General features: G+C 63.3%; 12 protein-coding genes. All 12 read left to right on the top strand.

Annotated elements, in window-relative coordinates; all coding sequences use genetic code 11:
• Positions 1–260: 260 nt before the first annotated feature.
• Positions 261–1,481 carry a sugar ABC transporter substrate-binding protein gene (locus tag IEW81_RS04285; RefSeq protein WP_097060411.1) on the top strand — a complete coding sequence of 407 codons (1,221 nt, stop codon included), beginning with the start codon at positions 261–263 and terminating at the stop codon, positions 1,479–1,481.
• A 66-nt stretch (positions 1,482–1,547) separates the two neighbouring features.
• A complete protein-coding gene (locus IEW81_RS04280; protein ID WP_097060300.1) occupies positions 1,548–3,131 on the top strand; it encodes an ABC transporter permease subunit in 1,584 nt (527 codons plus the stop codon).
• Entirely contained in the window at positions 3,131–4,045 is a 915-nt protein-coding gene (locus tag IEW81_RS04275) for a sugar ABC transporter permease (RefSeq protein ID WP_097060301.1), read from the top strand. The genes IEW81_RS04280 and IEW81_RS04275 overlap by 1 nt, the downstream gene beginning before the upstream one ends.
• A gap of 128 nt (positions 4,046–4,173) precedes the next feature.
• On the top strand, positions 4,174–5,076 hold the full coding sequence (locus IEW81_RS04270) for a cyclase family protein (protein WP_097060412.1): 903 nt from the start codon (positions 4,174–4,176) through the stop codon (positions 5,074–5,076).
• A gap of 14 nt (positions 5,077–5,090) precedes the next feature.
• Positions 5,091–6,167, top strand: a complete 1,077-nt coding sequence (locus tag IEW81_RS04265) for a LacI family DNA-binding transcriptional regulator (protein WP_097060302.1) — start codon at positions 5,091–5,093, stop codon at positions 6,165–6,167.
• Positions 6,160–6,867, top strand: coding sequence for an L-ribulose-5-phosphate 4-epimerase (locus IEW81_RS04260; protein ID WP_097060303.1), 708 nt, complete (start codon positions 6,160–6,162; stop codon positions 6,865–6,867). The genes IEW81_RS04265 and IEW81_RS04260 overlap by 8 nt, the downstream gene beginning before the upstream one ends.
• A complete protein-coding gene (locus IEW81_RS04255; RefSeq protein ID WP_097060304.1) occupies positions 6,864–8,447 on the top strand; it encodes a xylulokinase in 1,584 nt (527 codons plus the stop codon). The genes IEW81_RS04260 and IEW81_RS04255 overlap by 4 nt, the downstream gene beginning before the upstream one ends.
• Before the next feature lie 14 nt (positions 8,448–8,461).
• A complete protein-coding gene (araA, locus tag IEW81_RS04250; protein ID WP_097060305.1) occupies positions 8,462–9,982 on the top strand; it encodes an L-arabinose isomerase in 1,521 nt (506 codons plus the stop codon).
• Positions 9,983–10,080: 98 nt separating this feature from the next.
• Positions 10,081–11,091 (top strand): LacI family DNA-binding transcriptional regulator, encoded by a 1,011-nt coding sequence (locus IEW81_RS04245; RefSeq protein WP_097060306.1) that lies wholly within the window; start codon positions 10,081–10,083, stop codon positions 11,089–11,091.
• Between the two features lie 159 nt (positions 11,092–11,250).
• Positions 11,251–11,961: an L-ribulose-5-phosphate 4-epimerase gene (locus IEW81_RS04240; protein ID WP_097060307.1), complete on the top strand. Its 711-nt coding sequence runs from the start codon at positions 11,251–11,253 to the stop codon at positions 11,959–11,961.
• Positions 11,962–12,118: 157 nt separating this feature from the next.
• Positions 12,119–13,201 (top strand): multiple monosaccharide ABC transporter substrate-binding protein, encoded by a 1,083-nt coding sequence (gene chvE / locus IEW81_RS04235; RefSeq protein WP_097060413.1) that lies wholly within the window; start codon positions 12,119–12,121, stop codon positions 13,199–13,201.
• A gap of 114 nt (positions 13,202–13,315) precedes the next feature.
• Positions 13,316–14,845, top strand: a complete 1,530-nt coding sequence (gene mmsA, locus IEW81_RS04230) for a multiple monosaccharide ABC transporter ATP-binding protein (protein WP_097060308.1) — start codon at positions 13,316–13,318, stop codon at positions 14,843–14,845.
• Positions 14,846–14,850 lie beyond the last annotated feature (5 nt).

Below are 14,850 nucleotides of genomic sequence, written 5' to 3'. Positions count from 1 at the left end.
AGTAGCTCGAGTTCGGTAACGTGATCGGTCGTTGTCATGGCGATTTTTCCGCAGACCACCAAGCGGATTCGTCGATATTTTGACAAATCATTACGTCTACCCCCGTTTGGGGCTATGGTTGTAAGCGCTTGCACATCGCGAGAACCTCGAAAGAACGGCCTTTCGGCGTATGAATGCCCTACCCGGGTGCAGCACCCCGGGTGATCCTGGCGATCATCGGCCCCGGCCGATCGATCGACAACACAGGAAGGCAACGCCCCATGATCCATCATTCACGTGGCCGATGGGCAGCCGGAGCAATCATGCTCACGACAGCCCTCGCCCTCACCGCGTGCTCTGCCCCGGCTCCCGGCGACAGCACATCGTCAGCAGGATCCCTCACGGTCTGGGTCGACGCCGACCGCGCAGCCGTCCTGAAAGATGCCGCCGCCGAGTTCACGAAAGAGTCCGGTGTCGAGGTCAAACTCGTCCAGAAAGACTTCGCGGACATCCAGGAGCAGTTCATCGCCCAAGTCCCGACGGGCAAAGGGCCTGACATCACCATCGGTGCTCACGACTGGCTGGGCAACTTCGTCACCAACGGTGTCGTCGCTCCTGTTGAGCTCGGTGACAAGGCGAGCGACTTCCAGGACGTTGCTGTCACGGCAATGAGCTTCGACGGCGTCACCTACGGAGTTCCGTATTCGATCGAGAACATCGCCATGCTGCGCAACACCGCGCTGGCGCCGACGGCTCCGACCTCCTACGACGACATGATTGCGATGGGAAAGAGCGCAGGTACCGAGTTCCCGTTCATCGTGCAGGTCGGGCCAGAGTCCGATCCGTACCACCTGTATCCCTTCCAGACGTCGTTCGGCGCTCCCGTCTTCGGCACTAACGCCGACGGCAGCTACAACGCTGGCGAGCTCACCATCGGTAACGCCGGTGGAGACCAGTTCGCCACCTGGCTGGCCCAGGAAGGTGCTGTCGGGAACCTCAACATCTCGCTGACGGGTGACCTGGCCAAGGAGAAATTCAACGCTGGCGCCTCGCCGTTCTTCCTCACCGGTCCGTGGAACGTCGCGGATGCACAGGCCGCCGGTATCGATGTCGCCGTGGATCCGATTCCTGCCCCCGGGCCGAACGCCGCCCAGCCGTTCGTCGGCGTTCAGGGATTCTTCGTGAGCGCCAAGAGCACCAATACGCTCGCGGCGAGCGAGTTCCTGACGAACTACATCGCGACCGAGTCAGTGCAGACGGCTCTCTACGAGGTGGGAAAGCGCGCTCCAGCGCTCACCGCGTCGTTCGAGGCTGCAAGCGCCGACCCGATCATCGCTGGCTTCGGCGAAGTCGGAGCGACGGCCGTACCCATGCCCAATATCCCTGAGATGGGTTCGGTGTGGCAGTTCTGGGGGGTGACTGAGGCTGCGATCATCGGCGGGCAGGCTGATCCTGTAGGCCTCTGGCAGAAGATGGCCGCCGACGTTCAGGGCGCGATCTAGCACTCACGTTCGCGATGGGCCCGGAGGGAAACGTCCGGGCCCATCGCCTGAGAACAGCAGGATGGCATGAGCATCACGACACCACGAGCACCGCGGCTGACCCGGGCGCCGACAGCGCCGTCGACGAGCGTCAGGGTGCTGATCGTCAAGATTGCGGCCCTGGCAATAGTCGATGCGATAAGCCTCTATGCGCTGTTCATCGTGTTCGCCCAGCGTGACTGGATAGTGTTCGCGGCGATAGTGGTCGTTACCGTGATCGTGAACGTCGTTTATTTCAGCAAGAGGTTCCTGCCGGCAAAGTACCTGGTGCCCGGGGTGATCTTTCTCGTGATGTTCCAGGTTTTCATCATCGGATACACCGCCTACATCGCCTTCACCAACTACGGAACCGGCCATAACAGCACGAGAGAGGATGCGACTGCCGCCCTCATCGGATCGTCGCAGGAGCGGGTCGAAGACTCACCGGCCTACGGTCTGACCGTCGTCGAAAGTCTCGGCACCTACAGCTTCCTGGTGACAGACCCTGATGGCGATGTCAGCATCGGCAACGCAGACAACCCCCTCAGCCCGGTCGACAACGCGACCATCGAGGGAAAGGTAGCCGTCGGTATCCCCGGATACAACACCCTCAACTTCTCACAGATCGTGGCCGCCCAGGAGGCCATCGCCGGACTCACCGTGCAGATCAGTGACGATCCGAACGACGGCGCACTGCGCACCCCCGATGGAAGCAGCGCGTTCGTATACCGGTCGAACCTGGTATACGACGAAGCTGCCGCGACGATGACGAACAGCACAACCGGGGTCGTCTACTCGGACACCGGGGTCGGCGCCTTCACCGCCAACAACGGTGAGGAGCTGCTGCCGGGGTGGAAGATCGAGATCGGTTTCGATAACTTCGCCCGTGCGTTCGGTGACGAGTCGATTCGAGGGCCGCTGTTCAGCGTCGCCCTGTGGACTTTCACCTTCGCCTTCCTGTCGGTCGCGACGACGTTCCTGCTCGGCCTGTTTCTCGCCGTGGTGTTCAATGACCGGCGGATGCGCGGGCGCAGGGTCTACCGCGTGATGATGATCCTGCCGTATGCCTTTCCGGCATTCCTGTCTGCACTGGTCTGGGCCGGGATGCTGAACCGCGACTTCGGATTCGTGAACCAGGTGCTCTTCGGGGGAGCTGACATCCCGTGGCTCACTAATGAGTGGCTCGCGAAAGTGAGCATCATCCTGGTGAACCTGTGGCTGGGATTCCCGTACATGTTCCTCGTGTGCACCGGTGCGCTGCAGTCGATCCCCGACGAGTTGCAGGAGGCGGCCGTCGTGGATGGCGCCACACCGTGGGCGGTGTTCCGCTTCATCAAGATGCCCCTGCTACTGGTGTCGATAGCTCCGCTGCTGATCTCGTCGTTCGCTTTCAACTTCAATAACTTCAACCTGATCTACATGCTCACCAACGGAGGGCCGCGAGACGTGTCGGCTGGCGTCAATGTCGGGGCAACAGACATCCTGATCTCGATGGTCTACAAGGTGGCGTTCGTCGGAGCCGGGCGTGACTACGGGCTGGCCAGCGCCTTCTCGATCATCATTTTCGTGCTAGTCGGAGTCATCGCCGCAGTGAGTTTCCGGGCAACAAAATCCCTTGAGGAGTTGAACTGATGAGCGGCGCTACGACTGCTGCCGCAGGCGCGTCCACTGCCACAGGCACGCGCCGGCCTTTCCGGTTCGGCCGCTGGTTCAGGGCGACAGGATGGCGCCACGGCGTCGGAGTCGTCATGTCGATCTTCGCGATCTTTCCACTGCTGTACGTGTTATCCGCTTCCCTCAACCCGAGCGGCACCCTGATCAGCGCCAATGCGTTGTTCAGCATCTTCGACTTCGGAAGCTACATCGAGCTGTTCGATCTGCCCCAGCAGCCCTACGCCGCGTGGTACGGCAACACTCTGGTGATCGGTATCACGACCTCCGTCTGCACGGTTTTTCTCGGTGCGATGGCGGCATATTCCTTTTCGCGCATGCGATTCGTCGGTCGTCGTGTCGGCCTCCTGGCGGTGCTGCTCGTGCAGATGTTCCCGCAACTCCTGGCGGTCGTGGCGATCTTCCTGCTGCTCAACGGCATCAGTGACATCTTCCCGGCGATCGGGCTCGACAGCCAGATCGGCCTGATCATGGTGTATCTCGGCGGCGCCCTGGGCGTGAACACCTACCTGATGTACGGATTCTTCAATACGGTGCCGACATCCATCGACGAGGCCGCGAAGATCGATGGCGCGGGTCACGCGAGGATCTTCTTTTCGATCATCCTCCGACTCGTGGCGCCTATTCTCGCCGTGGTCGGGCTGCTCTCGTTCATCGGCACAACGAACGAATTCGTGATCGCCTCCATCGTGCTGATCGAGCCGGAGAAGCAGACGCTTGCTGTCGGGCTCTACCAGTTCGTGTCTGACGAGTTCTCGAAGAACTACAGCATCTTCGCTGCGGGCGCGGTGCTGGCAGCACTGCCAGTCATGGCGCTGTTCCTCTACCTGCAGAAATACATCGTCAGCGGATTGACTGCTGGTTCGGTTAAATGACGTAGCCCGGGCTGATCCACGCTGGCGCCAATCAGTCGGACCCTGGCGGTTTATCCTGTGATCGCGGAGCCGAGTGCTGGCATCGTGAGGGGAGTGGATCGACGTGGTCCCTCGATGGGGGAGTGACCATGCCTGAATACCGAGCACATTTCGATGCCGTCGTGGAGTTCATCAATGGCGGTTCGCTTCGGACCGAAAGCTTCCGGCTCGACCTGGCCGGTGGCGAGACGAGCGCCGACGAAGTCGGCCGGCTGTTAGTGCAGCATCTCGGTCTGGCCCTCGTCGCCCGTGTGCTCGTGACCAGTCTCTCCGTCGTTGAGGAACAGCACCGCGGTTCTCGCCGCGTCGACCAGGCTCAGTCGACTGGCCCCCGTCGGGTCGTCGACCTGAGCCACACGATCCGCGACGGGCTCATCACCTACCCGGGGCTCCCGGCGCCCGTGGTCACCCCCCACCTGACGCGAGAGGATTCGCGCTCCCACTACGCCCCTGGCACGCAGTTCGCGATGGATATCGTGACGATGATCGGCAACACGGGCACCTACCTCGACAGCCCGTACCACCGCTATGAGGGGGGAACAGACCTCGCGGGCCTCGCCCTCGCCACGCTCGTCGACCTGCGCGCCGAGGTCTTCCATGTGCAGGATGCCACGATCCGCGGCGTGCCGGCCGCCGTGTTCTTCGACCGTGACGTGCGGGGAGCCGCCGTGCTCGTGCACACCGGGTGGGACCGCTATTTCGCCACCCCCGCCTATTCCACCGGATCCCCGTTCCTGGCCGCGGACGCGACCGAGTACCTCGTCGAGCAGGGTGCGCGGCTCGTCGGAATCGACTCGCTCAATGTGGACGACACCGAGTCCGGCGGCGAGCGACCTGCCCACTCCGGGCTGTTGGCGGCGGGCATCCATGTGGTCGAGCACCTGACCAACCTGGGCGAGCTGCCACCGTCGGGTGCGAGGTTCACGGCCGCCCCGCCCGCGTTCGAAGGCTTCGGCACATTTCCCGTGCGAGCATTCGCGCTCGTGGGCTGACTAAGCTTCAGGGCATGACTGCGCTGACCGGCGGGCCCAGGGCGAACATCCGCCAGGTTGCGGCGCTGGCGGGTGTCTCCCACATGACGGTGTCTCGGGTGCTCAACGACCATCCGAGCATCGCGCCGGCGACGCGGGAGCGGGTGCTCGTGGTGATGCGTGAGCTCAATTACCGGCCTAATAGTGCGGCCCGGGCGTTGGCCAGCCGCAAATCGAGCCGCATCGGTGTCGTCGTCGATAGCGTTATCGAGTTCGGCCCGGCGAGCACCCTTCGTGCCATCGAGGATGCGGCACACGACCGCGGATACACGGTCTCGTCCTTCGCTGTATCGGCCGATCGGGCGGTCACCGCCCACGATGCGCTGGTGAGCCTGATGGCCATCGGAATCGACGCGCTGTGCCTGATCACGCCGCGCACGTCGTCGATCGACCTGCTGCGCGAAGTCTCGAGCGGCATTCCCACTCTCGTGGTCAAGGCCGAGCCCGAGGACGACTTCTTCACCGTGTCTGTCGACCAGCGGATGGGCGCGGCGCTCGCCGCGCAGCACCTCATCGATCTCGGCCACCGTGAGATGCTGCATCTCGCGGGCCCACTGGACTGGCTTGATGCCCGCGGCCGCGAACGTGCGTGGCGAGAGCACCTCGAGCGAGCCGGCCTGCGTGCCCGCGAACCAGTGGTGGGGGATTGGACCTCAGACTCGGGCTACGCCTTCGGGAGCGTTGTCGAACCGGATTTCACCGCAGTCTTCGCAGCCAATGACCGGATGGCGCTTGGGCTCATCCACGCGTTCACCGAGCGGGGCATCCGCGTGCCCCAGGATGTGAGCGTGGTCGGCTTCGACGATGTTCCGGATGCCAGGCACCTCCTGCCGCCGTTGACGACGGTTCGCCAGGATTTTCGCGCGCTCGGAACGCTGGGCGTGGCCACTCTGCTCGCCGAGCTCGAGAGTGACGACGTTCCGCAACGCTCGCTCATAGAGCCTGAGCTCGTGGTGCGGCAATCCACCGCACCGCCGCGTCTCGCGATTCTTCCGCACTCGCGTGGGTTGCCTCCGGATGATGTGAACGGTAACATCAACGCTCGTGAATAGCTTCAGCCGCGACGTCGCGGCGTCCATCGTAGAAGTGCGCGCAGAGGTCGCGGAGTTGCACGCGGAACTCGTCAGGTACGGGCTGATCGTGTGGACCGGGGGCAACGTCTCCGGCCGTGTGCCCGGTGCCGACCTCTTCGTGATCAAGCCGTCCGGGGTCTCCTACGACGACCTTGCCCCCGAGAACATGATCCTCTGCGACCTCGACGGGAATGTGGTTGCCGGCAGCCCAGGCTCTGAGCGGTCGCCATCGAGCGACACCGCGGCCCACGCCTACGTGTATCGGAATATGCCGCACGTCGGCGGTGTCGTGCACACCCACTCGACGTATGCGACGGCATGGGCGGCTCGCGGTGAAGAGATTCCCTGCGTTATCACCGCGATGGCCGACGAGTTCGGCGGACCGATCCCCGTCGGGCCATTCGCCATCATCGGTGACGACTCGATCGGGCGAGGCATCGTCGAGACCCTGACCGGTCACAGGTCACGCGCCGTGCTCATGCGGAACCACGGCCCTTTCACCATCGGTACCTCGGCGAAGGATGCGGTCAAGGCAGCGGTCATGGTCGAGGATGTCGCGCACACGGTTCATCTCGCCCGCGAGGCCGGGGGGGTCATCCCGATCCCGCAGGAGGCGATCGATAGTCTTTTCGACCGGTACCAGAATGTCTACGGCCAGGGAACGGACGAACGTCGATGAGCGCAGAAGCTATCAGCACGGGCCAGACGGCTCTCGGAATCGAGCTCGGCTCGACGCGGATCAAGGCCTGTCTCGTCGGGGAAGACCCCTCCGTGGTGCTGGCGGTCGGCGAACACGAGTGGGAGAACCAGCTCGTCGACGGACGCTGGAGCTACTCGCTCGAGGAGGTCTGGGCCGGAGTCCAGGCGGCATACTCGGCTCTCGCTGCCGATGCGGAGGCGCGGTACGGTGTGCGCCCACAGACGTTCGGCGCCATCGGTGTCTCGGCGATGATGCATGGCTATCTCGCGTTCGACGCGGAGGGTGAGCTGCTCGTTCCGTTCCGCACCTGGCGCAATACCTCGACGACGCAGGCGGCTGACGCGCTGACGACCGCTTTCGGCGTCAACATCCCGCTGCGCTGGTCGATTGCCCACCTCTATCAGGCAGTGCTCGACGGCGAACCGCACATCGCGCAGACGCGGTTCGTGACGACCCTGGCCGGTTACGTGCACTGGAAGCTCACGGGAGAGCGCGTTCTCGGCGTGGGTGACGCGTCTGGCATGTTCCCCATCGACGACGCCACTCGCGATTACGATTCGGCGATGCTCGCGACGTTCGATGAGCTCGTTGCAGGCGTTGCACCGCAGTTGCGGGTCGGCAGTCTTCTTCCGGAGGTTCTTGCGGCCGGCCGGCGTGCCGGCGAACTCACCGCAGCCGGGGCCGTTCTGCTCGACCCCACCGGCGTGCTGCGCTCGGGCGTGCTGCTGTGCCCGCCGGAGGGTGACGCGGGAACCGGCATGGTCGCAACCAACTCCGTGGCACCTCGCGCGGGCAACGTGAGTGCGGGCACGAGCATCTTTGCGATGGTCGTGCTCGAACGCCCACTCCAGAAGGTGCACCACGAACTCGATGTCGTCACGACACCGGCCGGCGATCCGGTTGCCATGGTGCATTGCAACAATGGGGCGAGCGAGCTTGCCGCCTGGGTGTCGATCTTCCGACGGTTCGCCGAGGCTGCGGGCGTCCCGGTCGACGCCGATACCGCGTTTGCCGCGCTCTTTCGCGAGGCACTCGAGGGGGAGCCGGATGCCGGTGGTGTGCTGGCATACAACCAGCTCGCCGGCGAACCGATCGCGCACCTCGACGAGGGTCGGCCGCTCGTCGTCCGCACCAACGACAGCAGCTTCACGCTCGCGAACTTCATGCGAGCGCAGCTGTACGGTGTCTTCGCCACGCTCAGTATCGGCATGGCCGCGCTCGATGACGAGGGCGTCGAACTCGACCGCATGTTTGCGCACGGCGGCGTGTTCCGCACTGCCGGAGTCGCACAGCGCTTCCTCGCTGCAGCCCTGGGCTCGCCGGTCTCGGTAGCGGAAACGGCGTCGGAAGGCGGCCCGTGGGGTATGGCGGTCCTGGCCGCCTATGCCGCGTCTGGCGCCGAACTGCCACTCGACGACTACCTCGAGGCGCGGGTCTTCCGCGGCGCGAGCGTCACCATTGCCGAGCCGGATCCGGATGACGTCGCCGGCTTCGCCTCCTATCTCACCCGCTATCGCGCGGGACTCGCCATCGAGCGCGCTGCCACGCAGGCGCTGTAACCAAAGGACACCGCATGAGCACGAGCATCATCCCCGACCTGTCGACGAAGGTCGTCTGGTTCCTCACCGGCAGCCAGGATCTCTACGGCGAGGAGACTCTGCGCCAGGTTGCCGAGCAATCGCAGGAGGTCGCCGCCTCACTCGGGGCTGCCGCCGGCATCCCGGTGACGATCAGGTGGATGCCCGTGCTCAAGAGCAGCGACGCGATCCGCCGTGCCATGATCGACGCATCGAGTGACGCTTCGGTGATCGGCGTCATCACCTGGATGCACACCTTCAGCCCCTCCAAGATGTGGATCCACGGGCTGAGTTCACTCACGAAGCCGCTGCTGCACCTGCACACGCAGGCGAATGTAGCACTGCCGTGGGGCGAGATCGACTTCGACTTCATGAACCTCAACCAGGCGGCTCACGGCGACCGCGAGCACGGTTACATCCTGAGCAGGATGAGCATCGCCAGAAAGACCGTGGTCGGCCACGCCTCCAACCCGGCGGTGGTCGTGCAGATCGCCGACTGGACCAGGGCGGCAGCAGGCTGGGACGCTGCTCAGAACATGAAGCTCGCGCGATTCGGCGACAACATGCGTTTCGTCGCCGTAACCGAAGGGGACAAGACCGAGGCGGAGATCCGCTTCGGCGTGCAGGTGAACACCTGGGGGGTCAACGAACTCGCCGATGCCGTTCATGCGGCCTCCGAGGCCGACATCGACACACTTGTTGCAGAGTACGAGCAGCAGTACGACGTCGTGGCGGAGTTGCGCAAGGGCGGAGCACGTCACGACTCGCTTCGCTACGGCGCTGCCATCGAACTCGGCCTCCGTTCGTTTCTCGAGGCCGGCGGCTTCTCGGCGTTCACCACGAGCTTCGAAGACCTGGGTGCTCTCCGGCAGCTGCCGGGTCTGGCCGTGCAGCGGCTCATGGCAGACGGCTACGGCTTCGGTGCCGAGGGCGACTGGAAGACGGCGATCATGGTGCGCGTCGCATCCGTGATGGGCGCGGGCCTGCCCGGTGGGGCGAGCCTCATGGAGGATTACACCTATCACCTGACGCCTGGCGAGGAGAAGATCCTCGGGGCTCACATGCTCGAGGTGAGCCCGTCACTTTCGAGTGAGCGCGCGAGTCTCGAGATCCACCCGCTGGGTATCGGTGGCAAGGAAGACCCGGTGCGACTCGTCTTCACCGCCGACTCGGGCCCTGCCGTAGTGGTCGCTATGAGTGACATGCGCGACAGGTTCCGTCTGGTCGCCAATGTTGTCGAGAACGTGCCACTGGATGCACCTTTGCCCAACCTCCCGGTCGGTCGCGCGGTCTGGAAACCTGCGCCCGACTTCGCCACGTCAGCGGCGGCATGGCTCACCGCCGGGGCGGCTCACCACACCGTTATGTCGACCCAGGTGGGGGTGGAGGTGTTCCGCGATTTTGCGGACATGGCATCCACCGAACTGCTCGTCATCGATGAGGACACGACGATTCGTGGGTTTCAGAAAGAGGTTCGCTGGAACGCCGCCTATTACCGCTTGAACCAGGCGTTGTAGGGCTTCCCGCTCCAGTACCGTCGTGTGCCCGTTGCCGCGCGTGCATAATAGGACGGGAATGTGAACGTACACAAACAACGGAGCGCGGAGCGTGTCAGGTGGAACCAGAGAAGGTTCGTGCGCCCAACATCCGTGATGTGGCACGCCTCGCCGGCGTGTCGTACCAGACCGTGTCGCGAGTGCTCAACGAGCACGTGAGCATCCGCGAGTCGACGAAACAGCGGGTCCTCGATGTCATCGAGGAGATTGGATACCGGCCGAACCAGGCCGCGCGTGCGCTGGTCACCAGCCGGTCCCGCACGATCGGTGTGCTGACCGCGCAGAACGCTGACTATGGTCCGACCACGAGTGTGACGGCAATCGAGCACGCGGCGCGTGAGGCTGGATACCGCATCACGATCACGAGCATCGCATCGAACGAGTACCCGTCGATCAAGGCTGCACTCGACCAGTTGCAGATGCAGGCCGTGGAGGCGATCGTGGTGATCGCCCCCCAGGTGCGGGTGCTCGAAGCGATCCGCGAACTCGACATCACGGTTCCGTATGTCACTCTGCAGAACGCCGACCTCGGTGGCGATCGCAGCATGTCGGTCGACCAGGTCGCCGGAGGGCGCCTCGCCACGCAACACCTGATCGACCTAGGACACACCGAGATCATGCACATTTCGGGTCCGCAGGACTGGATCGAGGCCGAGGCCAGGATGCAGGGGTATCTCGAGGCGCTCAACGATAAAGACCTGCGCACTCGGGCACCGATCCTGGGGGATTGGAGCGCGCACTTCGGATATTACGCAGGGCTGGAGTTGTTGCGCCTGAAAGACTTCACCGCGATGTTCGCCGGCAACGACCAGATGGCTCTCGGCTTTATCCACGCGTGCTGGGATTCGGGCCTCAGCGTTCCGGGGGATATGAGTGTGGTGGGATTCGACGACATCCCCGAGGCCGCCCATTTCTTTCCACCCCTGACGACGGTTCGCCAGAACTTTCCGGAGATCGGCCGACGGGCGGTGTCGCTGCTCCTCACAGAGCTGCAGGGAGGCACCGCCACTCACGGCCAGATCATGCCGGAGCTCGTCATTCGTCGCTCGACAGCGCCGCCTGCCCGCTGATCGTGACCATTCGGTTATCTCGGCGTCTTGACACATGTGACCGTTTCGCGTGTAGTCTCAGTCAGGTAATGCGAAACGGTCACATCCGTTCGCATGATTGCCATCCTCACGACAACGGAGTCTTATGCCCTACCTCAGCGAGCACGAGAGAGTCGCGGCATGAGCGCCTTTCCGCCTGAGGTCGAAGTTGCTATCGCCAGGACTCGCGAGGAGGTTTCGCAACTTCATGCCGAGCTGGTTCGGAACGGACTTGTGGTCTGGACCGGAGGCAATATCTCTGGCCGCGTCCCCGGGGCCGACGCCTTCGTGATCAAGCCGAGCGGGGTGTCCTACGACGACCTGAGCCCCGAGAACATGATCGTGTGCGATCTCGACGGTGTCATCGTGGCCAACACTCCCGGTAGCGAACGTGAGCCCTCGAGCGATACGGCTGCTCACGCATACGTCTATCGGAATATGCCGGATGTCGGCGGCGTCGTTCACACCCATTCCCCGTATGCGACCGCATGGGCGGCTCGCGGCGAGGCGATCCCGTGTGTTATCACTGCCATGGCCGATGAGTTCGGCGGTGAGATCCCGGTGGGGCCGTTCGCGATCATCGGTGACGACTCCATAGGGCACGGCATAGTGGACACCCTCACGGGCCACCGCTCGCGGGCCGTGCTCATGCAAAATCACGGCCCATTCACCATCGGCCACAGCCCGCGCGATGCCGTCAAGGCCGCGGTCATGGTCGAAGACGCGGCCCGGACCGTTCAGCTCGCGAGAGCCGGCGGCCAGACCATCGCCATCCCGCAGGATGCGATCGACGCACTTTTCCACCGCTACCAGAACGACTACGGACAGGACGCCCAGAGGTCAATGGCGTGAACGTCCCCTCACACTCCCCAGGACCCGTCCTGGCCAGAGGCTCGATCTTCATGGACGAGATCGAGCGCATTGCACCAGAAAAGACAATGACGTCCATTAATCGAAAGGAATCACAGTGAAGAAGAGAACTGCATTCGCTCTCGTCTCTGCAGCTGCCATGGTTGTCGGCCTCGCGGCCTGCGCTCCGGCTGCCGGTGGCGGCAGCGACGCCGGAAGCGGTGACGGCGGCCTCATCGGTGTTGCTATGCCGACGAAGTCGTCTGAGCGCTGGATCGCCGACGGCAACGCACTCAAGAAGACCCTGGAAGACCAGGGCTTCACCGTCGACCTGCAGTACGCAGAAGACGACATCCCCACCCAGGTCAGCCAGGTCGAGAACATGATCACCAAGGGCGCGAAAGCCCTGATCATCGCCGCGATCGACGGCACCACCCTCACCAGCGTGCTCGAGACCGCAGCGGGTGACAAGATCCCCGTGATCTCGTACGACCGCCTGATCGTGGACTCGCCGAACGTCGACTACTACGCCACGTTCGACAACTTCCTGGTCGGCCAGCAGCAGGCGTGGACGGTCCTCAACGGGCTCGGCCTCACCGAGCTCGATGGAACCCCGATCGACGGAGCTCCTGCCGGGCCGTTCAACATCGAACTGTTCGCTGGATCACTCGACGACAACAACGCGTTCTTCTTCTTCAATGGCGCGATGGATGTCCTCCAGCCGTACATCGATGACAAGACGCTCGTCGTCAAGTCGACGCAGACCGATATCGAGCAGGCCGCTACCCTTCGCTGGGACGGCGCCGAGGCACAGAGCCGCATGGAGGACCTCCTCACGGCGAACTACTCGGATGGCAGCAAGGTCAACGCTGTTCTCTCACCGTATGACGGCATCTCGCGTGGAATCATTTCCGCGCTCACCGACGCCGGATATTCGGTCGGCGCAGAATGGCCGATCATCTCGGGCCAGGACGCTGAGGTCGACTCGGTCAAGGCAATCCTGGCGGGGGAGCAGTACGCGACCATCTTCAAGGACACTCGCGAACTCGCGAAGGTCGCCGCTGGGATGGCTATCGCCGTGCTGAACGGTGACAAGCCGGAAATCAACGACACCGAGACCTACGACAACAAGGTCAAGGTTGTTCCGTCCTACCTCCTCGAGCCCATCCAGGTCACGAAGGACAACGTCACGGAAGCTCTCGTCGACACCGGATACTGGACCGCCGCGGAGCTCGGCCTGTAATCCAGCTCTGAGAACCAGCAACACCACCGCCGGTGGCGGGGAGGACATCCCCGCCACCGGCACTTCGAACCACTACGCTCACCTCAAGCCGTTCGACAAGGAAGCCGGAAGCCCGTGACGACCAACATCCTGGAAATGCGTTCCATCACCAAGACGTTCCCGGGCGTAAAAGCCCTCCAGGAAGTGACCCTCGAGGTCGGTCGTGGCGAGATCCACGCCATCTGCGGTGAGAACGGCGCCGGTAAATCCACCCTGATGAAGGTGCTGTCCGGGGTCTACCCGCACGGTTCATACGAGGGCGACATCGTCTTCGAGAACGATGTCGTCTCGTTCAAAGACATTCGTGACAGCGAGGCTGTCGGCATCGTGATCATCCACCAAGAGCTGGCGCTGAGCCCCTACCTGTCGATCGCCGAGAACATCTTTCTCAATAACGAGGTCAGGGGCGCCCTGGGCTTGATCGACTGGAACAAGACGAACGACGAGGCAGCTAAGCTGCTCGCGCGCGTCGGCCTGCGCGAAAATCCCACGACTCGGATCATGGACATCGGCGTCGGCAAGCAGCAGCTCGTCGAGATCGCTAAGGCCCTCTCCAAGCGCGTGAAGCTGCTCATCCTCGACGAGCCGACCGCGGCCCTGAACGATGAAGACTCCGATCACCTGCTCGACCTGATCCTGCACCTCAAGCAGCAGGGGATCACGTCGATCATCATCAGCCACAAACTGAACGAGATTAAGAAGATCGCGGACTCGGTCACGGTCATCCGTGACGGCAAGACGATAGAGACGATCGGGAAGTCGGACGTCACAGAAGAGCGCATCATCAAGGACATGGTCGGGCGCGACCTCGAACACCGGTATCCCGATCACACTCCCCACATCGGGGAAGAGATCCTGCGCGTCGAGAACTGGACGGCACACCACCCCCAGGATCCGACCCGCGTGATGGTCGACAACGTCAACCTCAACGTGCACCGCGGCGAGATCGTCGGAATCGCCGGGCTCATGGGCGCTGGTCGCACCGAATTCGCCATGAGCCTGTTCGGCCGAAGCTACGGTAGCCGCATCACGGGCAAGGTGTTCAAGAGTGGGCAGGAGATCCAGACCCGCACGGTGTCTGAGGCCATCAAGAACGGTCTGGCATACGCCACAGAGGATCGGAAGCAGTACGGCCTGAACCTCATCGAAGACATCAAACGCAACATTTCGATGGCGGCACTGGACCGGCTCTCGAATCTGGGTTTGGTCAACGACAACGAAGAGTTCAAGGTCGCCAACGAGTACCGCAAGAGCATGAACATCAAGGCACCGACCGTGCTGGCGAAGACTGGAAAGCTTTCGGGCGGTAACCAGCAGAAGGTCGTGTTGAGCAAGTGGATCTACTCGAATCCCGATGTGCTCATCCTCGATGAACCGACCCGTGGCATCGACGTCGGCGCCAAGTACGAGATCTACACGATCATCAACAAACTCGCGGCCGAGGGTAAGGGCGTCATCGTCATCTCGTCGGAGCTGCCAGAGCTCCTGGGGATCTGCGATCGCATCTACGCCATCTCTGAAGGCCGGATCACCGGTGAACTGCCGATCGCCGAGGCGACGCCAGAAGCCGTTCTCACCCTCATGACCATGGAATCACCCCGCTAGCGGGA

Source organism: Salinibacterium xinjiangense (genome assembly GCF_014645015.1).
GTDB classification, from domain to species: domain Bacteria; phylum Actinomycetota; class Actinomycetes; order Actinomycetales; family Microbacteriaceae; genus Rhodoglobus; species Rhodoglobus xinjiangensis.
The sequence above is the reverse complement of the archived record's forward strand: the minus strand, read 5'-3'. Positions and strand labels throughout refer to the sequence as shown.